Origin of the sequence: Rheinheimera sp. 4Y26, assembly GCF_025245835.1 — a bacterium.
Classification (GTDB): domain Bacteria; phylum Pseudomonadota; class Gammaproteobacteria; order Enterobacterales; family Alteromonadaceae; genus Pararheinheimera.
On the sequence record NZ_JAOBWS010000001.1, the window covers coordinates 135,224 to 156,648 of the forward strand.

Sequence of the window (21,425 nt, forward strand, 5' to 3'; positions counted from 1 at the left end):
TGCTATCAGCGTCAGTATTTTTTATTAGATCTTCGTTAACCAACCATGTTTATCTTCGGCTCTGCCCCACTGAATATCATTCAGTGCCTGACGCAGGCGGGTGGTGGTTGGGCCTGGTTCGCCTGAACCTACTTTAATTTCTTTACCCTGATAAATTAAGGTGCCAACCGGCGCCAGTACTGCTGCAGTGCCGGACAGTGCTGCTTCTGTGCCTGGTTTGGCGGCGCGCTCTAACAATTCAGCGACAGTCAGTTCACGCTCAGACACTGTCATGCCTAAGTCGCGCGCTAAGGTCAGGATGCTGTCGCGGGTGACACCATGCAGGAAAGAAGCGTCCAGCGCTTTGGTAATAATTTCGTTGCCGTCAATCAGCAGGAAGTTGGCAGCGCCTGTTTCCTGTACGTCACCGTTCGGGCAGAACAATACCTGGTCGGCCTGATATTTGGCTTTGGCCTGCATGGTAGGTTGCAGTGCGCTGGCGTAGTTACCACCACTTTTAATCATGCCCATATGTGGCGCACAACGGGCGTTGTCTTCCATCAGCAAACGCAAAGCGCGGCTGCCACCGGCAAAATAATCACCAACAGGCGACAGCAACACATACAACATTGAGGTTAAAGTTGGCGTGGCGGCTTTACCAATGGCAGGTTCAGTGCCGATATGGGTTGGGCGGATATACATAGAACCAGGTGGGGTAGGTACATCGGCGGCGTAATGGCGCACTATGTCCACAATCATCTGGCTCAGCAGTGCCGGGTCAAACTTTGGTAACGACAATAACTCTGTGCTTTGCAGCATACGGGCAATGTTTTTATCCATACGGAAAATGGCCACTGAACCATCGTCATGGCGAAAGGCTTTTAAGCCTTCAAAACAGGTGCTGGCGTAATGCAGCACATGAGCGCCCGGATGCAGGCTGATGCTGTTGGCGCTGACTATTGCGCTATTGCCCCAGGCGTTACCGTCAAATTGAGCCATTGCCATTTCAGGCATAAATACACTACCGAATGCTGCCATTTTTTTGTTCCTGCTGCTGATAAGTTTGCCGGTCTGGCCGGCGAAGGCAAAGACCAGCCACACCAGGCGGTTTAGCCTTTGGTGCTGATGGTCTGAGTAAAATTTGTTGCCTCATTGTACTGTCAGTTGCCGCTTTCGGCATCAACTATCTGAGCATCAAGCCGTCTGTCTGGCTATAAAAAACGGCCTGGTTTTGTTGCTGCTACTGCTGGCTTATCAAAATTTATGATTAAAACAATCGATTTTAATCACTGCAAACCCAGCATAACCGGCTTTAATTTATGGGCGTACCCCCGCTGGCCTTTGGTGGTGGTTGCCCTTGCCTGTGCTGTTGCTGGCAAAAGCAGCTGGTGATTGGCCTTGAGGGCGCAACAGGTTGCTGTGGGGAACACAGAACCGTTAACCCAAAACTCAGGCTGAACCACAGAGTACAGCCATAAAGGACAGGAAAAGCACAATGAAAAATAACGTTCCGCTATTGTCAGCCCTCACGCTGGCAATGATGTTAAGCAGCCAGCCGCTGCTGGCAAAAGACATGACAACCAACAATTACTGGTGGCCAGAGCAGCTGGATTTATCCCCGCTACGCGCCCACAGTGCTGAATCAAATCCTTATGGTCGTGACTTTGATTACGCCAAAGAATTCAACAGTTTAGATTTAGCTGCTGTCAAAGCCGATATCAAAACCATTTTAACCACACCACAAGACTGGTGGCCGCCGGATTATGGTCATTACGGGCCTTTTATGATCCGCATGGCTTGGCACTCCGCCGGGGTGTACCGCATTTTTGATGGCCGTGGCGGTGCCGGTGGTGGTCAGCAAAGATTTGAACCCTTAAACAGCTGGCCGGATAACGTCAACCTGGATAAAGCGCGGCGGTTACTGTGGCCGGTGAAACAAAAATACGGCAGTAAAATTTCCTGGGCCGATTTAATGGTGCTGGCCGGTAACGTGGCGCTGGAGTCGATGGGCTTTAAAACCTTTGGTTTTGCCGGTGGCAGGCTGGACGACTGGCAAGCCGAAAAGGTGAACTGGGGCAGCGAGAAAAAATGGCTGGATGAGCAGCGTTACGACAAAAACAGCAAAGAACGTAAACTCGCCAAACCGCTGGCAGCAGTGCAGATGGGCTTAATTTACGTCAATCCGGAAGGGCCAAACGGCGTGCCGGACCCACTGCTGGCAGCTAAAGACATCCGCGATACCTTTGGCCGCATGGCGATGAACGATGAAGAAACTGTCGCACTGATTGCCGGTGGTCATACTTTTGGTAAGGCCCATGGTGCGCACAAACCGGAAGACTGTGTGGGTAAAGAACCAGCCGCAGAAGCTCTGGAAGCGCAGGGTTTTGGCTGGAAAAACAAATGTGGCAAAGGCCATTCTGAAGACACTGTCACCAGTGGTCTGGAAGGCGCCTGGTCGGTCAATCCAACAGCCTGGACCACTCAGTATCTGGATAACCTGTTTGGCTTTGACTGGGTAAAAACCAAGAGCCCGGCCGGCGCTACCCAGTGGATCCCGGCCAATGGCCAGGCCGCTAATCTGGTGCCGGATGCCCATGATAAAACCAAACGTCATGCACCTATTATGTTCACCACCGACTTAGCGCTGAAAGAAGACCCGGCCTATCGTGAAATTTCGCTGCGTTTTAAAAACGATCCTAAAGAATTTGAGCTGGCCTTTGCCAAAGCCTGGTTTAAGTTAACGCACCGCGATATGGGGCCAAAAGCCCGTTATCTGGGTAAAGAAGTGCCAACAGAAATGTTGTTGTGGCAAGACCCGGTGCCAGCTGTGGATCACGCGCTGATTGATGCCGCCGACATTCAAAACTTAAAAGCCAAACTGCTGGCCAGCGGTTTAACTGTGCCGCAACTGGTGAAAACCGCCTGGGCATCAGCGTCCAGCTTCCGTGGCACTGATATGCGGGGTGGCGCCAACGGTGCCCGTTTAGCCTTGGCACCACAAAAAGACTGGGCGGCCAACGACCCGCAGGAACTGGCTAAAGTGCTGCCGGTATTACAAAAAGTACAGCAGGACTTTAATAAAACCCAAAGCGGTGGCAAAAAAGTCTCGCTGGCGGATGTGATAGTGCTGGCGGGTTCTGCTGCGGTGGAAAAAGCGGCAAAAGATGCGGGCCTGAGCATTGAAGTGCCGTTTAATCCGGGCAGAACAGATGCAACAGCTGCCCAAACCGATGCCGCTTCTTTTGCGGTGTTAGAGCCGCTGGCCGATGGTTTTAGAAACTATCACAGCAACAACAGCATGTTGTCGCCGGCTGAAGCGCTGATTGATAAAGCGGCCATGCTGAATTTGTCGGTGCCGGAAATGACAGTGCTGGTGGGTGGTTTAAGAGTGCTGAACGCCAATAGCGGTGGTGTGCGCCATGGTGTCCTGACCAATAAAGCCGGCACTTTAAGCAACGACTTTTTTGTTAACTTGCTCGATATGTCGACCAAATGGCAAAAATCGGCCAACACTCAGGGTTTGTATGAAGGGCTGGATCGCAAAACCAATCAGATCAAATGGACAGCAACGCCGGTGGATCTGATGTTTGGCTCTCACGCTGAACTCAGAGCTGTAGCAGAAGTGTATGCTGCGGCGGATGGCAAAGAACGTTTTGCAGCCGATTTTGCCAAAGCCTGGCAAAAAGTGATGGAGCTGGACCGTTTTGATTTATAACGGCCGCTAAGTCACAAGGCTTTCCCGATAAACAGCACTGCCCGGCAGTGCTGTTTTTTTGAGTATTGCTCAGGCAACACTGCGGTAACTGCTGACATTTGTCACTCGACTTTGCTGATTGCTGACACTAACTTAACCTCAGGCTCAGCGGCATCATTGTTTCGACAACGCCAGGGTGGCGTTTTGAAGGAGCAACAATGATGAACTTTCCACGCAATAACAGGATAAACCCGAATTTACTCAACCCGGCTGTACGCAAGGTGTTGCGTCCGCTATTGCTGGCTGCTGCGTTGACACAACCTGCGCTTGCTGCTGTTGATTTAGCAGCGATAGACCTTGCTTCGCAGCAACAGGATTTAGCAGCGCTGCAACAACAAACGGTAGTGGCGCAGGATGATTACCAGTTTGCTTATGCCCAATACCGGTTGGCTGTAGCCGCTTCGGTGCGTGGCGACGAAACGCTGTTAAAGCCTGCGCTGCAAGCAGCAGCTGAGCGTTTAGAACAACTGCTCAAAGCGGAGCCTGAAGAGGATTTAACCGTTGAAGCCTGGGCCTTACTGGCGTTAACCCGCGGTATGCAAGCGGGTTATTATCCGATTAAAGGCGCTTATTACGGTAAGTTGTCGGGTGATGCACTGGCAAAAAGTAAAGAACTGCAGGCTGACAACCCAAGAGTGTTATTGGCGGGCGCCATTCTGGCTTATCAAACCCCGACTTTATTTGGTGGGGATAAAAAACAGGCGTTAGTGCAGGCCGAAGCCGCAGTACAGGCTTTTGCCAAACCTTGCCAGCAGATTTGCTGGGGCCAGGCCGAAGCTTATGTCTGGCGGGGTTTAGCGAAAAAAGAAGCCGGTGACAGCGCCGGTGCCAAAGCCGACTGGACTGAAGCTTTGCGCCAACAGCCGGATTATGGCTGGGCGAAACATTTATTGCAGGGCTCTTAAGTTCAACATCAGGCTGGCGATAATAAGCCAAAAGTCACAGGCCAAAAGCAACAGGCAACGCCATAGTTGCCTGTTTTGCCGCATCAAGCTCATGCGGTATTGAATAAACAGCAGAGGACAAGATGCTGACAGGATCATTACGCTGGGGTTATCTGATTTACCTCGGTTTTTATTTTTTACCGCCATTACTTATTCAAGCCACTGGCCTGTGGCAATGGGGCGGTATTGTGCTGGCATTGCTGGCTTTTATCGCGGTATATCACCGGATTGCCGCCGGCAACAAACAGCAGCGCTGGCCCTTATTGCTGGCTATGTGGCTGATTGCCACAGCGGTCACGCCCATTAATTCCGGCAGCATGGCAATGTTTGCTTATGTTGGTTTTTTTATTGGTTTTTGGCTCAGCAATGGCCGCTATCTGCTGCTGATCAGTTTGCTGCTGTTGTGGCAGGCGGCCTGGTTCTGGTGGTGGTATCCGTCACTCTGGTTGCAGGGTTATGCGCTGGTGGTGGTGCTTGGTGTCAGTGTGTCCGGGCTGGTGGAACAAATGCGCCTGCATAATCATCTGCAACAAGAGCGCAGCAATGCCGAGTTACAACAAATGGCCAGGCAGCTGGAACGCGAACGTATTGCCCGTGATTTACATGACGTACTTGGCCATAGTCTGGCCACTATAGCGCTCAAAGCCGAGTTGACCCAGCTGTGGCTGGAGCGGCAACAACCTGAAGCTGCTCAGCAACAATTAGCCGAATTACAACAAGTAGCCAGACAAAGTTTGCAGCTGGTGCGGGAAACTATCAGCGGTTATCGCCAACAGGGGCTGGACGTGGTGCTGCCGGCTTTATTGGCACAATTGCGCAGCAGTGGCTGGATTTGTCATGTGGATGTTGATTTTACGGCTTTGGCTGCTGACAGCCCGCAAGAGCTGGAGCTTATTCTGACTGAACTGTGCACCAATGTGCTCAAACACAGCAATGGCAAAGAGTTATGGCTCAGCGCCAGTAAAGATCACAGCGGTTGGCAGCTGAGGTTACAGGATGATGGGGTTTGTACCGCCATTGATCCAGGCCATGGTTTAACCGGTATTGCCGAGCGTCTCAAAGTATTGGGTGGGGCTTTACAATGGCAACTGGCTCCCACCTGTTTTATTTTAAGCTGGCCGTCACCACAGCCAGACAAGGGGCAGGGTATCGCATGAATATTTTATTGGCCGAAGATCAGGCCATTTTGCGCAGCACCCTGGCCACTTTATTAAGTTTGCTGGGGCAACATCAGGTGGTGGAAGCGGAAAATGGCCAGCAAGCCAAACAACTGCTGCGCCAGCAAAAGTTTGATTTGTTATTAACCGATATTGAAATGCCGGGTCTGACCGGTCTGGAGCTGGTTGAGTTTTTACAGCAGGAGCAAGCAGGCCAAAAACAGCGTTGTAAACTGTTGATCCTGACCACCTTTTCCCGGGCAGGTTATGTCAAACGAGCCATGCAGGCTGGGGTGGATGGTTTTTTGCTGAAAGACACACCCGCCACTGAGCTGCTGGCAGCCATCAATAAAATTATGGCCGGTGGCAAAGTGATAGCCCCTGAGCTGGCGATGCTGGCGCTGGGGCAGGACAACCCGCTGCATGATAAAGAGCGGCGAGCCTTGCGCCTGAGTGCAGAAGGTAAAACCACAGCTGAAATTGCCCAGTTGTTGTTTTTGGCTGAAGGTACGGTGCGCAATTATTTGTCGGACGCTATTAATAAACTCAATGCGGCCAACCGCGTTGACGCAGCCCGCATTGCGCAGCAGCGTGGCTGGTTGTAAGGCGTTATTTGGTGTCGGTTTTTGCGGGTTCTGATAACGCCGCTTGCCAAATTTGTGCACCCTGCTGGCGTTGTGCCTCAGGCAGATGCTGCAATACCAAATCACGATAAGCATGTTGCTGACTAAGCTGCAGGATGATCTGATTGAGTGTATTGACCACCCTTTGGCCTTGTTCTCCTTTGGAGCAGGCAAAATACACCAGATTGACCGGTTCGGCTTCGGCAAGAGAGAAAAACCGCAGTGGCAAACCACTGCGGTTGGCAATTTCAGGATATTCAATCAAAGCATCAACAAAACGGCGTTGTAACATCGGCATCATACTGGACTGATCTTCACTGGAGCTGGTGCGCAAATACAAAGCCCTGTTGTGCTGATGCTGTTGCAGTAGTTTGTCCAGCGCTTCGCCGTAACTGCGGTTTTGTTCTATGCCAAGCAGCAAGTTGCCCGCACTCAGCAGTTGTTGCAGTGGTACCGGTTGCGGCAAGTTCTGTAGTTTTGGCAGCGCCTGCGAATTTTGCAATAACACCAGCTGAAGCGGTTCTTCCAGCATATAAGGCAAACTAAATAAAAAATCCTGCTGCCGTGCTTTGGTTTTTTTTAACCAGGGAATACAAGCGTTTTTGGCTGTTTTCACCCAGGCTCTTGCTCTGTTACGGCTGATATTTTCGGTGCTGTAAGCTGACGGATAAAGCGACAGTATGTGTGCCAGCACTTTGCCTTCAGTGGTGACAGGCACGGTATTTTTCGGCAGCAAAGCGACCGCATCCACCAGCACCATGGGTTCGGCTGTTAAAGAAGGTGGCCATTGCAGCAATAACAGGCCAAGCAAAACCCACTTCATACTTCACTCCGGTGGCTGCGTTTAATCTGAGTATAAAAACGGTTGTTTGTGCATCACTTATCCAGCGAAAAGAAAGTTGATTCACAGCCTGAAAGCAGTGTAGCAGCGCATCAGGCGGTTTTGCGATGATCTGCAATCTCTGACTTTTACCTATTGCCCTAGCTGTATTGGGCCAAAGTGCGGTTTGGCTCAGACAGAGCGCAGCGCCGGGGCGTTTTGCTTTTGCTATGCTTCTGGCAGATATGCGGGTAAGCCACAAGGACAAGGCTGATTCTAATCTGAGGTTGATGTGCGCAAATGCAGCATCGTTTTTATGCTCTGGCTCAGCCTGTTCAGTTTTGTGCTGAATGCCGCTGAACCGCCAGGCGCCGAACTTTATCAGCGTAGCAAAACTCTGATTGTGCAGAGCCCACAGCAGGTTGCTGAAAACTATCAACAAATTTCTAATCAATTGCCACAGGCCCCGGCATGGTATCAACGCGACTGGTATTTATTGGCCGCCCGCGCTTATGCCGCAACAGGGTTGTTTGACGAGGCGCGTCAGTTGTTGGTGTTGGCCGATGCACTGGTGCCACAAGGTTTAACCGCCGGTGATATTGCCATGACAGCTGGTTATGTGACTTATCTCCAGCAATACCGCCATTCAGCCCGCAGCTGGTTTTTGTGTGCCGATAAATTTTCCCACCCGCCAGAATCCAGAGCAAAATTGTTGTTAAATCTGGGCATTGTTGAAGTGTTTGCCGGTGACTTTAAAAGTGCCCTAACCCATTATCAGCAGGGGCTGGAGCTTGCAGAACAACATCGTTTTGACATGCTGACTGCCATGTATCAGAACAATCTGGGCACTTTGTATTGGCGGCTGGGGCAATATGAACCCGCCATTCAGGCTTTGCGCCAGGCCAGCTTTGGTTATGCCCGGCTAAACAACAAAATTTCGCAAAGCAGAGCAGGCATTAACCTGTTGAATGTACTGGCGACTATTGAAGACTGGGAGCGGTATCAAAGGTTTTACCCCAGTATTGCGGCGGCGGTAAAAGCTTCGGATCATCAGGAATTTGCCACTATGCTGCTGATTCTGGAAGCAGTGCGCCAGAGGTTTTCCGGCAAAAACAGTGAGTTATCAGACAGCGCTTTAAAGGCGCATATGGCGTCGTTAACCACAGTCAATTTGCAGCAGATGGCACAGCTGTTGGCAGAAAAAATTAAACTAGATTGGCAGGCGCCACCGGTGCCGGTGGAGCCTGCTGATATTGTTTTATCCTTGCCCAATACCGAACTATTGTGTCGCGACTAACATGGTGTCACCGGCTTTGTGATAGCGGCGTTGTGACAGCATTTTTTAACGGTATCGTTTATTAGGGCTGTGTTGTAGTTTTTTCCATCAAACCCAGGCTGTAATTCAGCAAAGTGGCATCGGCCACATCACCATGGCCCGGTACCACAATTTTGATGTCCGGATAAGCCTGTTGCATACGTTGTAAGCTGTGTGGCCACTCTTTCACATCGGCATCGGCAATATTGCCAAGACCCGGATAACGCGGTGCTTTGACTGCACAGCCGCCCAGCAGCAGTTGGTATTGTGGTAGCCACAACACTATATTGTCGCTGGTATGGCCGGCGCCAGGATAAAACCATTCCACCGGGCCGTCCTGATACTTTTCCCCTGTAGCCAGCGTCACCACCGACTGCACCGGCAATAACAAGTCTTCAGTTTTGGCGCGCTGTTGCACTATAGCGGCGGTTTGGGCTGTGACCTGCAACGGAATATTACGCTCAGCAAGTGCAGCAGCACCGCCCACGCGGTCGTCATGGCCGTGGGTTGCGATGGCTTTGACCACCGGCTGTTTGAGGACAGTGTCAATCCAGTGTAATAAATCCACTGTGGGGTAATAACCCCAGGCGGTGTCCAGCATCCAGATACCTTGTGGTGTTTCCAATAACAGGCCATTGGCGGTAAACACCATGCCGTTACTGAGTTTTTGTTCGGTGCGGTGCAACCATAAACCCGGCGCCAGTTTTTCCACCTGCACTTCGGGGGATATTTGCTGCACTTTGTCATAAGGGTGGTTGGATAAGGTCGTTTGCGCCAGCGCTGTCAGCGGCAGGCCAAGCAATAACACAAACAGAGGCAGGGTGAAGGTACGCATCATCATCTCCATATAAATCAGTAGTCAGGGCTGGTGAGCCGGTGTCAGTCTTTGCAGTAAAATGCAGATAACAGTTAAATGCAAATTGCTCTTGGCGCAGTGTTGTTTCAGGTCAAAAAAACAGCAAAGTCACAAAGTTTTTTACTCAAACCAAAAAGCGGTAGCCGTTAACCCGGGCGGAAGTTAGCGCGTAATTCGTCTTTATAACGGCGTGATAACGCCAGCTGCTGGCCGTTTTTCAGCTGAATTTCACCGTCGCCGCTGCTCTGATAACTGATATTGTCGATGGCATGGTGATTAACGGCAAAACTGCGGTGAATACGGCTAAAACCCTGAGTGGCCAGCTGTTCCATAGTGTGACTTAAGGTGGCGCGCAGCGGGTAAATGCGGCCTTTACTGTGTAAATTTACATAGTTGCCACTGGCTTCCAGCCATTCAATATCAGCAACGGCAATTAAGAACTCTTTATCCAGTTTTTTCACCAGAAAATGCCGGGGCGCTGTGGGCTGAGTGCGGTTATGTGGTGTGTTGTCTGCTGCCGGGGGTGCTGATGCCTCGGCATCATCGCCGGTCTGGATCAAACTGGCTTCACCTTTGAGCCTGCGATACACAAACTGCAGTAGCTGATACAGACCAAAAAAGAATAAATAACCCCAGACATCTTTGCGGTATTCGTAAAAAAACTCCCGAAGCACAGGGCCAAAGCCGTAATCCTGTTGCGCCAGGCTATAGGCAACACTGCGAAATCCCACCATCAAACTGACATGAGCCAGGCTAAAGCATAACGAACCCAGCAGATGGGTGATGAGCAGGGGCCTGATATTGCTCAGCCGCATCGGGTAACGGCTGAACATCCAGTGCAAAAAAGGACACAACAATAAAGTGCTGAGCGCACTGCTGTATTCCCATAAAAAGGGTTCCCACAACTGCACTGTATTCAGCGGGTTGCGGCTGTGCTCCATCCAGACCGAAGTGGCATTAATACTGTTATTGATCAGCAAATAACATCCCAGCAGCAGATAGCTATACCACAACGGATGTTGATCAAAGCGCGCCAGCAGGCTGGCTTGCGTATTTTTCGTCACACTATTCCACCTGTTATCCCTAAAAACCACCACCAACCCATCTGCGCCTTGGGGCGGGCGGCTTTGTTATGCACACTGCGGCTGTTACTTTAACCGGAGTTTTCAAATGACAGAAACAGTATTTCCAAAGCACAGCAGCGGAGCTATCGCGCGCCGTTACGATTTAGACTGGCTGCGTATTCTGGCGCTTGCTGTGCTGATTTTGTATCACATTGGTATGTATTACGTGGCCGATTGGGGCTGGCATGTCAAAAGTGCACAAACCTATGGCTGGTTGCAGGACTTGATGATTTTAACCAACCCATGGCGTATGAGTTTGTTGTTTTTGCTCAGTGCTATGGCGCTTAGTCTGGCGCAGCAGCACATCGGCAGCGCTCGTTTGTTGTGGCTTCGTAGCCGCCGTTTGTTAATGCCTTTGCTGTTTGGCATGTTTGTGGTGGTCACGCCTCAGGTGTATTTTGAAGCGCTGAGCCAGCAGCTGATAGAACCTGGTTATCTGCAATTCTGGTGGCAGTATATCAACCCACAAACCGGCTTATTGCCGGAGCATCATAGCCCTATAGGGCTGCTCACCTGGAACCATCTGTGGTTTTTACCTTATTTATGGTGTTACAGCCTGCTGCTGTTATTGCTGCGCCGGCCACTGAATGCGCTGGTGCAAAGTCGTTGGATGCAGCAGCTGCCCGGCTTTTATGCCTTGTTGCTGGTGCTGTTGTTGCTGGGGGCCAGCTGGTTGTGGTTGCGGCAAGTCTTTCCGACTACCCATGCCCTGCTGGATGATTGGTATAACCATGCCAAATATTTTGTGGTCTTTGTCGCTGGTTATCTGCTGGCACAACAACAGCAATGGTGGGCAAAGCTGGTGCTGCACAGAAGGTGGTTTTTAGCTTTGGCTTTAATGTGTTATGCGCTGATTATTCTGGATAAACATGATGTGTTTGCACCTTACGCCGCAAGGTTTGATGAGCTGCTGCTGGTTAGGCTCTGTTATGCCGCAGTGGTAGCGCTGAATCATTGGTGCTGGTTGCTGGCGGTGCTGGGTTACGCCGGTTGTTATTTAAACCGGCCGGTCAGCCCGATAGACCCCAAAGGCGCCATTTACCGTTACGCCAGTCCGGCCATTTTGCCCTGGTATCTGCTGCATCAAACCTTAATCGTAGTGTTTGCCAGCTGGTTAAAACCTTTGGCTATTCCGGCTGGGCTCGAAGTATGGCTGATACTGCTGCTCACTGTGGCTGGTTGTGCGCTGGGTTATTGGCTGATCCGCGCTGTGCCTTTTTTAAGCTGGTGTTGTGGGTTATCAAGAGCCAAAAATATCGCGCCAAAAACATTGTCAGAACAGATGTTTACGGGCAAAGACAGTGTCAAAACCGGCTAGTTAGCGCCTTTTGGCAAGCGTCTGACAGCGGACAGGCCGCAGCACAAGCTTAAGCAGTTGGCTGCGGCAATTTTTCACCCTGATATTTTTTCATACTTTGTACGGCATTGCCCCAGAACAACATAGCGCTGCTGTCTTTGCGCTTTATTGCACTTTGTAGCCCTTGTTGTGCTTTTTCGCTGAAATTGAATGCTTTATCGCTGTTGTTGGCATCTCCGGCCGTGGCGGAATAAATCAGGGTTTTAAACACAGCTTCCTGCTCCGGCGCAATTTTGCCGCTTTTCAGGCTTTGTTGCAGCCACTGGCCCAGTTGTCTGGCGCTCATCTGGCTAAAATCGGCATGGCTTAGCGGTTTGGCTGGTTCTGCCGGTGTTTTGCCCGGCGTTTTGTCCGGAGTAGCCACCGGATCTTTGGTTTTATCTTTTTGCTGATAACTGGCCAGCAGGCTTTGCTGACGATTGTGCTGCTGACTGCGGATTTGCTGCAGCGTATCAAATAAACTGATGTTGGTTTTCATCACCCTCTGTCCCTGGCCGGCGCTGTCTCAAGTGAATTTTTTGTTAGCAATTGCTGTGCCAAAAATAGTGCCAAAGCTTTGGCACTATCCGGATCTGGAGTTGTTGATTCCGGGTCAGATGCCGCAGTATTGAGCGGCATCTTTTTGTGTTGTGCAGATCTGAGGGCTGTTGGTTTTAGTTGGGTGGGCTTTGTTGTGGCATGTCGTAATAATACCGCACCTCGGTGCCGGCAATATAATCGTGCAGGCAACGTCTTTGTTTGCCAAAAATAAACAATACATTAAAAATGCCGGACAAAAACTGGCCAATTACCGGCACAAATGTCATCAGCACTATGGGTAAATAACGCCATAACATCACATGCTGCAGGCTGGCTTTTTCACCGTTCAGCAGTTGAATACGCATGCCAAATTCAGACTTGCCAATCGTCTGGCCGTAGTGATACAGCAGGTAACCATGGATCAACAGATAAGTGGTCATGCTATAAAGTGACACTAACAGGGTTTGCAACGGGCTCAGGTTTTTAAAGGTTTCCAGTCCAACAAACCAGATCAGCGGTATAAACACCAACAAATGGATAAAACTGTCAATTAATGACGCCAGCAAGCGATGCGTGCGGCTGGCGAGCTGGCCTTTTTTACTGCTGCCATCTGCATGTATTGGCTCGTCGCTGGCCGCCACCTCAGTCGTTGTGGCAGGCAACTCAGACTGAGGTTGCTGATTTGTTTGTGCTGCAGGCAGCTCCTGATGCGCCAGCTGTTCGTTTTGGCTCAGGCTGGCTGTTTCAGCCGCTAAAGTGGCGTTTTGTGCATCCGATTCTGCTTTAGTCGGTTCCATACAAAAGTCCTTTTAAAATATCCAGAAAAACCAAAAGGTTGAATGCAAAGTTATATCATATAGGCCGTGGTTTAAACCAGCCAACGATGAGTGTTGTTTATAAGCTGCCGGTTAAAGCCAAAGTGGTTAGCTGTTTGGCCAAAGGGTCCAGCAGCTCCTTGTCTTCCCAATATTCCCCATGGGCCATTGGGTTCCAGCTTTTACTGATCCAGCCTAAGATACCGCCGCCGGCATTAATGCGGATATCAGTCACCAGCTCGCCATAAGCAGGTGATAACTCTGCCAGTGGCCAGCCTAAAACATCATCTTTGTCGTAATAGTTATGCCAGACAAAATCTTTGTTGGGTTTGGCAAAAGGCACAATATCGGATTGTTTATGGGCGGCGACAAAAATTGGAATATTACAGCCTGTGGTGACCAGCAAAGCCAGACGTTTGCCTTGCAAAAATTGGATGTCATCCGCTGTGAGTTGCGTTTTGCCAGCAATAGCCTGCGCGTGCTGCTGAATATCTCGCCAGATGCCGGCGGCAACTTTGGGGTTGGCCGGGTTGGCTGCGGCCTGAGCTGAGTCCCACAAATAACAGGACATCACCTGGCAGCCGAGCGAATGGGCCAGCACCACCACTTTATCTGTGCTGCCCAGCTGCTGACTGACCTGATACAAAGAACGTGCTATTTCCAGCTGCGCCTGTTGATAAGCACTGTTTGGTAACTCTTTGCGATGCTCAAGGCCGGCGGCGTCGGCAAAACCAAACAGAATAAACTGGCGTAATGCGTCCCAGCGCAGTTTGCCAGCCAGTTTGTGCCAGACTTCAGTTTCGTTGTTCTGCAAAATATGCTGGTAATACACTTCTTTAAACACCACTAATTCAGCAAAGTAGTTGTTCATTTTGCGTGTTAAATCCTGCACCAGCTCGTGACTGAATCCCCTTTGGGTTGAGCCCATACCGTGAATCGCCAATAAAGCAACTTTGTTCATCACAACCTCCGTCCATAGTAGTTTGGGGGCGCTGTATTCTGCTGCAGCAATCAGGTTCATCAGCAGCACATTCCGGCAACAGCGCCTGAAAAAAGTAGCGACTTTTTCTGAGGGTGGCAACAACGTTGCCGTAGCGCTCTGGGCTGAGGGTGCTGACTAGCAGCGCAAACAGTGGCGCGGCTTAAAAGGCTATGGTCCTGGCTAGCCCGTTAAAGTTGCGCTCTGTGCTGTTCAGCCGGTGCTGCCGGCGGGTTATAATCGGCTTTTTCTAACCGGATCAAGGAGCCCTGGATGGATGAGTTAAAAATTGAAGATCTGGTGGTGGGGGATGGCAAAGCGGCAGTGCGCGGCGCTTTAATCACCAGCCATTACCGCGGTTTTTTAGCCGATGGTACTGAGTTTGACTCCTCATATCGCCGTGGTGAGGCTTTTCAGTGTGTGCTAAGTAACGGCCGGGTGATCCAGGGTTGGGTGCTGGGTTTGCAGGGCATGAAAGTGGGCGGTAAACGCCGGCTGTGGGTGCCGGCCCATCTGGCTTATGGCGAGCGGCAAATTGGCACTATGATCCCGCCCAATTCAGACCTTTGTTTTGACATTGAGTTGCTGGAAGTGCTGACCCGCGACGATTAAGGTCAGAGCCAGCACTGGCTTTAAACTGCAGCTGCTGCGGCGTTATGCCGCAGCCTCAGTCTGAACCCAAAGCCGGGCTAAAACAGCGGGCTTAACCACCACCCAGTTTTTCCAGCAATTTGTTTTTCAGTTTGTCTTTTTGTGCGTCCACTTTTTGTTTTAAATGTTGTTCAAACAGCGCTTTGGTGTCGAGCTGATATTTAGGTTTGCTAAAACTGCCGCTGATTTTGAGCGGAATTTCAATATTGGCCAGTTCATCTTTGCTTTTACCGCCCTGACCTTTGAGTGTATTGACCAGCGCCGTTTTTAACTGGTAATCCAGTTGCTCAGTGCTCAAATTGGCATTGCCAGTGCCGGATAAACGCAACAGCGGTGCCGCCAGTTGTAAGTCGTGATTTTCCAGCACGGCTTTATTCAGGGTAAAACTGCCGGTCAGGCTGGAAAAGTCGGTTTTTTTCGCCTCACCGGCATCCGGGGCTGCTTCATTGTTAAAGGCGGCACGGGCAGTGCGGATCTGCGCCGGAATATTAATGCCGTTAATGGCACCGTCGGTAATGTTAAAGTCGCCCTTTGCACTGAGTGCTGTTTTAAAGTCTTGTGGCAGTAAACCCTGGCCCTGAGCTTTAAGCTGCAAAGCGGCGGTGCCACTTAATAACTCCATGTCGGCAGCGGCTTTAAGCAGCGCCAGCATATCAAGCCCGGCGAGTTTGGCATCAAGCTGATAAGCGGCCAGTGTCTTACGGGCATCCAAAAAGCCGCTGGCATTGATGTTGCCCTGATATAACTCAGCGCTGGCTTGTTTCAGGCTGACCAGCCCCTGCTGGTTTTGCAGTTGCAGCTGGCTATTGTGAAGTTCAAGTCTGGCAAGTTGCAGCTGCTTAATGTTTAACTTCAGCTGCATGGCAAACTTGCTTAAAAAACTCAAATCCGGTTGTTGTGTTGCGCTGTTGTTTGATTTGGCATCTGCTGCTTGCTCGGCGCTTTGCAGCTGCCATTGATCCAGGCTGAGCTCTGCCTGCACTGCCGCTACTTTACCGGCATAATTGAGGCTGACTGAGCCGCTGCCTTTACTGTCGGCAATTTTGAGTTCATTGAGTTGCCACTTCAGCTGTTGTGCTTGGTTATCCAGCTGCAGTGTGCTTTGCAGTTGCAGCGGCGTTGCAGCCACATCGCCTTTTAATTGAAACTTATCCAGTTGCAGTGTTTTGCTGTTTTGTTGCCACAGCAGCATGGCTTCAGCTTCGAGGTCCAACTGATCCGGTACCGTCAGATGAAAACTGACGGGCGCGGCTTTACCCGGCTGAAACTGCTGCAGGCTGAATTGTTGCAGGTTAAATTGTTGTGCTTTGTTGCCGTCCTGCTGCAGGCTGAGTGTCACCTGGCTTAACTCCAGCGCATCCAGTTGCAGCTGCTGCAGCATCGGGTTTTCTGCGCTTTTTTCTTTATTTTTTTCCGTACTGGCGGCTGTGGTGTGGTCAGTGTTTTGCGTCAGGCCGCTCCAGCTGTTGAGTTTGCCCTGTTCGGTAATAAAGATGTCCACCTGGTGCAACTTGAGTTTTTTCAGCTGAATTTGTTTATCCAGCAAAGGCCAGAGCGCAACAGCGGCCTGGGCTTCAGCCACCTTTAACATGGCAGGGCCAGGCAGTCCTTCGGGCTGCGACAAACTGACCTCTTTGAGTTCCAACGCCAGATCCGGATACAGACTCCAGCCAATGTCCTGCTGGATCTGCAGGGTTCGACCGGTTTGTGCTGCAACCTTGTTGATCAGCTGCTGTTTAATATCGTTTAAATCGAACCAAAAGGTCAGATACAGCGTCAGCAGCAGGACAACACTAAAGAGCCCCAGCAGCAACCATTTGATTATTTTCATCTTTACCTCCGAAGCAGAATGCGATCAGGCTTTGTTATAACAAGCCAGACTGAACCTGCCCTGATCTATGCAATAGAATCTGATACCGCAGCATAGTTCAATCCGGCCAAACCAAAGGTTTGGGTTGGGGCTCTTTCCGGGTTCTTTTGAGGGGGATTTACCACACTAAAGGCAGAGGCCGGCTGCTAACCGGCCTCTGCAATGCCTGTTACAGGCATTGTGGCAAAAGCGGGTTTAGGCTCTGTTTAATACAAAATCCAGTGCGGCACAGATGGTGGTGACCTGCGCCAGATTACACTGTGCCGGGCTGGCTTTGGGGCTATCCGGGTAGACTTCAGTGGTGGTGACATAGAGCGCATTTGTCATGCCGCCACACAGGCCGAGCGCTTTTTTCGGATAATTCACTACACCAAATTGCTGTAACTTTTCGCCAATCAGACAGCCGTTTTCATCGGCTTGCGCAATATGCGTCACTTTGGCCACCGCCTGAATAATAGCCTGCTGAAATTCCGGCTGCGGATTGTCGCTGTCGCCGACCAGATAAAAACCATCCGGAATATTCCAGTTGGTGTTCACCACGCCATCGCGGGCGGCTTTGGCCGGGCGAAACTCGCTGTTATCTGAATCTGTGGTTTCATGTAAATCCACATGCACCAGCACCTGCGGTGCTTTGCTTACCACTAAAGCCATAGCGGCAGCAGCTTCCTGCGACGGGCTATTGGCAATAAAAGAACGGTTTGGGTCAACTGCCAGTGGGTTCCAGCGGTTGATGGTTTCATAACCCCAGGGGCTGATACAAGGCAAAATCAGCAGATTAAAATGCGGCTGATACTGCGCAAATTGGTCGCGGATAAAAGCTAAAGCACCATGCACCCCACTGGTTTCATAACCATGCACACCACCTGTGACCAGCACTGTGGTTTTATCGGCCTGCCAGTTTTTGCTGGCAACGGCATAAAGCGGATAACTGCCAAGGCCAAGCCCTTGATAATCCAGGCTGCCGTACTGAAACAGCTCAGCTTGTTCTGCCAGTGCAGTTTTTTCGGCAAACAGCTGTGTTAAAGGCGTCACTACATCCTGCTGGTAGCTGCGTTTTTGCTGTTGCTGGCTTAACCATAACGCTTTTTCGGCATCACCCCAGGGCTGGCCCGGGGTACCAATGGCATAAAGTGGGTGTTCTGTTGTCATAAAACCTTCTGAAATATAACTGTTTTATCTAAGTTATGAATTCGGCGCTTGTTGCTCATTGGCAATTTGTTGCAGCGCCTGCGCCAGCACAGCGCTCTCTTGTGCACCGGAAATTAAATACCGCTGATTAATAATAAAAGCCGGCACCGATTGGATGCCATTGTGCCGTGCTTGCTCGAGCTCGGCGCGAACTTCAGCGGCATATTGCTCCGATGCCAGCAGTGTTTTAGCTGTATTGCTGTCCAGCCCGGCTTTGGTAACACAACTTAATAACACCGCAGGTTCCGCCATATTCTGCGCTTCGCCAAAATAAGCTTCAAACAAGGCCAGCGCCAGTTCGTTCTGGCGGTTAAATTGCGCAGCCCAATACATCAGGCGGTGGGCGTCAAAAGTGTTGCTGGTGTAGCGCTGCTGCATCTTTTGAAAATTCAGCCCCAGATCTGCGGCAATCGCCATTAAGTTCTGTTGTGACTGGCGCATCGCTTCTTCACTCTGGCCATATTTTTTACTCAATGCCGGCAGAATTGGCTCCGGTACCAGATTTGGATCCGGATTCAGCTCAAAAGCGCGCCAGTGCAGCTGTAGCTGAAGTTCGGGCAGTGTTTTCAGCGCCTGTTGTAACCGGGCAAAGCCGATGGCACACCAGGGGCAGGCAATATCTGACACAAGATCAATCCGGATGGTTTTCATCGCTGCTCCAACAATGGGGGGTTGTGGCTGTGGGCGCTGATCATAACTGTGCTCCGTCGCTACTGCTATGACCTTGCGCCAGAGCGCAGGAATTTTAGCGTTGACGCCACCATTGGCTGAAAATAGCCAGTGGCAACAGCAGTAAGGTCCAGCCCAAAGACAAAATAAACAGCTGGCTGAACATCGACAACAAACCAGACTCCAGCTCGATATTAAGCGCAAAAATCACCAGCAGCGATAACACCAGGCAAAGCGCCGTGGGTTTGGCCCAGTGCCAGGGGCAGAGTTTTGGTAAAAACTGCCGCGCCGTTAACCACAAAATAATGCAGGGGCTGAGCGCCAGCGCCAGGCCAAGACCCAGCATGAGCAGCATAAAAATGGCGGCAACAGCCTGTTGTAATAAATCTGCCATTAGAAGAGGCGCCCGTAGTTGTGTTTAAAATCAAGCTTCAGCATTAACAACAACGTTTAACACCCTGCCATTTTTGCTGTTGCTCCCGCTTAAAAAAAGCGTGGCGGCACAAAGGTGTTTCATCAGGATGATGCAGCGCCTGATGCTGTAAATAACGCTCGTAAGCATCATCACCGCTCAGCTCCCGCAACAAAGCCCAGCCTTGTTTGAGCTTTAAGCGCAGCGCCAGGCCCAGCTGGCGGCAATATTGGAAACTTGTGGACATAGGCATCAGGCCGTTGCTCCCTGTGGCGTTTCCAGAGTGGTTTGCTGATAAGGTGTTTCTTTGGATGCAGGCACCGGCAAACCGCGCAGATGGCGGCTGGCCATTCTGAGCATATCTAAAATAATGATCCACAACAGTGCAGCAAATAACATGGCCAGCCAGGCGTCGAGCTGTTGGTTAAAAATCAGCTGTGGCGCTACTGCGGCTTTTTCCGGCGGCAGTACACCACTGGCCAGTTTCTGGCTGAGATCTTCAGCGGCGGCAAAAAAACCAAGCCTCGGATTGTCGCTGGCCACTTTTTCGTACACTGCCGTGCTGGTCAGAATGGTGAGCCACAGCAGCGGCAGCGCTGTCACCCAAACATATTTGAGTTTGCCGGATTTAATAATGATGCCGGTGCAGACACAAAGGGCAATGGCGGCCAGCATCTGGTTGGCAATGCCAAATAGCGGCCACAGGATATTGACGCCGCCATTGGGGTCAATCACACCTATATATAAAAAATAACCCCAGCCTGACACCACCAAAGCACTGCTGAAAATCACCGATGGATACCAGCTGGTACGGCCAAGTTTGGGCCAAAGGTTACCCAGCATATCCTGCAGCATAAAACGGCCGACTCTGGTGCCGGCGTCCAGTGTGGTGAGAATAAACACAGCTTCAAACATAATGGCAAAGTGATACCAGATGGCTAATAAGTGCTCGCCAAATGCCGAGGCAAAAATACTGGCCATGCCCACCGCCAGTGAAGGTGCGCCGCCGGTGCGTGCAAATAAGGTGGCTTCGCCCATGGCTTTGGCTAAAGCGTCCATTTGTTCTACCGTGACCGGGAAACCCCAGCTGCTGATAGTGGCAACAGCGTCCGCCGGCAAGGCACCGACAATGCCTGCCGGGCTATTAATGGCAAAATAAATCCCTGGCTCAAGCACTGTAGCGGCAATTAACGCCATCACAGCAACAAAAGATTCCAGCGCCATGCCACCATAACCAATCATCGGGATATCCCGTTCATTACTCAGCAGTTTTGGTGTGGTGCCGGATGCTATCAGCGCGTGGAAACCGGAAATAGCACCACAGGCGATGGTAATAAATACAAAAGGAAAAATGGACCCGGCAAAAATAGGCCCGCTGCCGTCAACAAACTGAGTCAAAGCCGGCATTTTAATGTCGGGCTGCAACACAATAATGGCGGCAGCCAAAAGCAGCACTGTGCCGAGTTTCATAAAGGTGGATAAATAATCCCGTGGTGCCAGCAGCAGCCACACCGGCAATACAGCAGCTAAAAAACCATAACCAATGACACCAAAAGCCAAAGGCAAACCGGGATGATTAAATAACTCACGCAGCACAGGTTGTTGGTCGACCCAGCCGCCGCCGCCCACCGAAAGCAGCAGCAAAATCACCCCCAATAAAGAGCCTTCCAGTACACGGCCCGGGCGGATATAACGCATATAAATGCCAACAATAATAGCGATAGGAATAGTGGCAATCACAGTGGAGGTGGCCCAGGGCGAGTGTTTCATTGCATTCACCACCACCAGGCCCAGCACTGCAATCAGGATGATCATTATTAGTAAAGTTGCAAAAAGGGCAGCGGCGCCGCCAATGGGCCCCAGCTCATCGCGCGCCATTTGACCAAGGCTTCGGCCATTACGGCGGGTGGAGAAAAACAGCACACACATATCCTGCACACAACCACCGAGCACACTGCCGGCTAAAATCCACAGGGTGCCGGGTAAATAGCCAAACTGGGCCGCCAGAGTAGGGCCAATCAGTGGGCCAGGACCTGCAATAGCAGCAAAGTGGTGACCAAACACCACCCAGCGGTTGGTCGGCAGATAGTCGCGGCCGTCATTGAGCCGTTCGGCTGGTGTGGCGCGGCTGTCGTCCAGCATTAAAATACGCGCTGCCACCCAGGCGCTGTAAAAGCGGTAACCAATGGCATAAACACAAACTGCGGCGACAATAAACCACAGGGCGTTAATAGATTCACCCCGGTGCAGCGCTATACCGCCCACAGCGGACGCGCCCAACACCGAAATACCCAGCCACAATAAAATATGGCCAATACGCTGCTGCATAAAAACTCCCTGTTTACCCTTATTGTTTTTTTATTCGTTTTTTATTCTTTGTGGCCAATCTTGTA

Annotated in this window: 20 protein-coding genes; 7 read left to right on the plus strand and 13 right to left on the minus strand. The window is 50.9% G+C overall.

The window, feature by feature from the left end; genetic code table 11:
- Window positions 1–24: 24 nt before the first annotated feature.
- Window positions 25–1,017 (minus strand): branched-chain amino acid aminotransferase, encoded by a 993-nt coding sequence (locus N3Z11_RS00500; RefSeq protein ID WP_260655176.1) that lies wholly within the window; start codon window positions 1,015–1,017, stop codon window positions 25–27.
- A gap of 502 nt (window positions 1,018–1,519) precedes the next feature.
- Here N3Z11_RS00500 and katG point away from each other — a divergent pair.
- From katG to N3Z11_RS00520, 4 genes are all read left to right on the plus strand, one after another.
- Window positions 1,520–3,694 (plus strand): catalase/peroxidase HPI, encoded by a 2,175-nt coding sequence (katG, locus tag N3Z11_RS00505; RefSeq protein WP_313771328.1) that lies wholly within the window; start codon window positions 1,520–1,522, stop codon window positions 3,692–3,694.
- A gap of 197 nt (window positions 3,695–3,891) precedes the next feature.
- Window positions 3,892–4,638 (plus strand): hypothetical protein, encoded by a 747-nt coding sequence (locus N3Z11_RS00510; RefSeq protein ID WP_260655178.1) that lies wholly within the window; start codon window positions 3,892–3,894, stop codon window positions 4,636–4,638.
- Between the two features lie 122 nt (window positions 4,639–4,760).
- Window positions 4,761–5,834, plus strand: a complete 1,074-nt coding sequence (locus N3Z11_RS00515; RefSeq protein ID WP_260655179.1) for a sensor histidine kinase — start codon at window positions 4,761–4,763, stop codon at window positions 5,832–5,834.
- On the plus strand, window positions 5,831–6,439 hold the full coding sequence (locus N3Z11_RS00520) for a response regulator transcription factor (protein ID WP_260655180.1): 609 nt from the start codon (window positions 5,831–5,833) through the stop codon (window positions 6,437–6,439). Before N3Z11_RS00515 ends, N3Z11_RS00520 begins: the two co-directional genes overlap by 4 nt.
- 4 nt (window positions 6,440–6,443) lie before the next feature.
- Here N3Z11_RS00520 and N3Z11_RS00525 read toward each other — a convergent pair whose 3' ends face one another.
- On the minus strand, window positions 6,444–7,280 hold the full coding sequence (locus tag N3Z11_RS00525) for a hypothetical protein (protein WP_260655181.1): 837 nt from the start codon (window positions 7,278–7,280) through the stop codon (window positions 6,444–6,446).
- Window positions 7,281–7,593: 313 nt separating this feature from the next.
- Between N3Z11_RS00525 and N3Z11_RS00530 the strand changes: the two genes are divergently transcribed.
- Window positions 7,594–8,574: a tetratricopeptide repeat protein gene (locus N3Z11_RS00530; protein WP_260655182.1), complete on the plus strand. Its 981-nt coding sequence runs from the start codon at window positions 7,594–7,596 to the stop codon at window positions 8,572–8,574.
- Between the two features lie 61 nt (window positions 8,575–8,635).
- Here the strand turns inward: N3Z11_RS00530 and bla are convergent, their stop codons facing one another.
- Window positions 8,636–9,427: a subclass B1 metallo-beta-lactamase gene (bla, locus tag N3Z11_RS00535; RefSeq protein ID WP_260655183.1), complete on the minus strand. Its 792-nt coding sequence runs from the start codon at window positions 9,425–9,427 to the stop codon at window positions 8,636–8,638.
- Window positions 9,428–9,594: 167 nt separating this feature from the next.
- Window positions 9,595–10,512: a LytR/AlgR family response regulator transcription factor gene (locus N3Z11_RS00540; RefSeq protein WP_260655184.1), complete on the minus strand. Its 918-nt coding sequence runs from the start codon at window positions 10,510–10,512 to the stop codon at window positions 9,595–9,597.
- A gap of 106 nt (window positions 10,513–10,618) precedes the next feature.
- Here N3Z11_RS00540 and N3Z11_RS00545 point away from each other — a divergent pair, with 106 nt between their 5' ends.
- On the plus strand, window positions 10,619–11,890 hold the full coding sequence (locus N3Z11_RS00545) for an acyltransferase family protein (RefSeq protein WP_260655185.1): 1,272 nt from the start codon (window positions 10,619–10,621) through the stop codon (window positions 11,888–11,890).
- A 49-nt stretch (window positions 11,891–11,939) separates the two neighbouring features.
- Here N3Z11_RS00545 and N3Z11_RS00550 read toward each other — a convergent pair whose 3' ends face one another.
- From N3Z11_RS00550 to N3Z11_RS00560, 3 genes are all read right to left on the minus strand, one after another.
- The gene (locus N3Z11_RS00550; RefSeq protein ID WP_260655186.1) at window positions 11,940–12,407 is read right to left on the minus strand and encodes a hypothetical protein; all 468 of its coding nucleotides are present in this window, start codon (window positions 12,405–12,407) and stop codon (window positions 11,940–11,942) included.
- Between the two features lie 175 nt (window positions 12,408–12,582).
- Window positions 12,583–13,245, minus strand: coding sequence for an RDD family protein (locus tag N3Z11_RS00555; RefSeq protein WP_260655187.1), 663 nt, complete (start codon window positions 13,243–13,245; stop codon window positions 12,583–12,585).
- Window positions 13,246–13,342: 97 nt separating this feature from the next.
- Entirely contained in the window at window positions 13,343–14,224 is an 882-nt protein-coding gene (locus N3Z11_RS00560; protein ID WP_260655188.1) for a hypothetical protein, read from the minus strand.
- Window positions 14,225–14,515: 291 nt separating this feature from the next.
- Between N3Z11_RS00560 and N3Z11_RS00565 the strand changes: the two genes are divergently transcribed.
- Window positions 14,516–14,854: an FKBP-type peptidyl-prolyl cis-trans isomerase gene (locus tag N3Z11_RS00565; protein ID WP_260655189.1), complete on the plus strand. Its 339-nt coding sequence runs from the start codon at window positions 14,516–14,518 to the stop codon at window positions 14,852–14,854.
- 91 nt (window positions 14,855–14,945) lie between these two features.
- On the opposite strand, the gene N3Z11_RS00570 is transcribed toward N3Z11_RS00565, so the two are convergent.
- The 6 genes from N3Z11_RS00570 to N3Z11_RS00595 all read right to left on the minus strand — a co-directional run bounded on the left by N3Z11_RS00570 (window position 14,946) and on the right by N3Z11_RS00595 (window position 21,360).
- On the minus strand, window positions 14,946–16,724 hold the full coding sequence (locus N3Z11_RS00570; RefSeq protein WP_260655190.1) for an AsmA family protein: 1,779 nt from the start codon (window positions 16,722–16,724) through the stop codon (window positions 14,946–14,948).
- A gap of 234 nt (window positions 16,725–16,958) precedes the next feature.
- On the minus strand, window positions 16,959–17,912 hold the full coding sequence (locus N3Z11_RS00575; RefSeq protein ID WP_260655191.1) for a M14 family metallocarboxypeptidase: 954 nt from the start codon (window positions 17,910–17,912) through the stop codon (window positions 16,959–16,961).
- Between the two features lie 33 nt (window positions 17,913–17,945).
- A complete protein-coding gene (locus N3Z11_RS00580; protein WP_409566845.1) occupies window positions 17,946–18,602 on the minus strand; it encodes a DsbA family oxidoreductase in 657 nt (218 codons plus the stop codon).
- A 94-nt stretch (window positions 18,603–18,696) separates the two neighbouring features.
- A complete protein-coding gene (locus N3Z11_RS00585; protein WP_260655192.1) occupies window positions 18,697–19,014 on the minus strand; it encodes a hypothetical protein in 318 nt (105 codons plus the stop codon).
- Between the two features lie 43 nt (window positions 19,015–19,057).
- Entirely contained in the window at window positions 19,058–19,285 is a 228-nt protein-coding gene (locus N3Z11_RS00590) for a YbdD/YjiX family protein (protein ID WP_260655193.1), read from the minus strand.
- Window positions 19,285–21,360 carry a carbon starvation CstA family protein gene (locus N3Z11_RS00595; RefSeq protein WP_260655194.1) on the minus strand — a complete coding sequence of 692 codons (2,076 nt, stop codon included), beginning with the start codon at window positions 21,358–21,360 and terminating at the stop codon, window positions 19,285–19,287. Before N3Z11_RS00595 ends, N3Z11_RS00590 begins: the two co-directional genes overlap by 1 nt.
- Window positions 21,361–21,425: the final 65 nt, after the last annotated feature.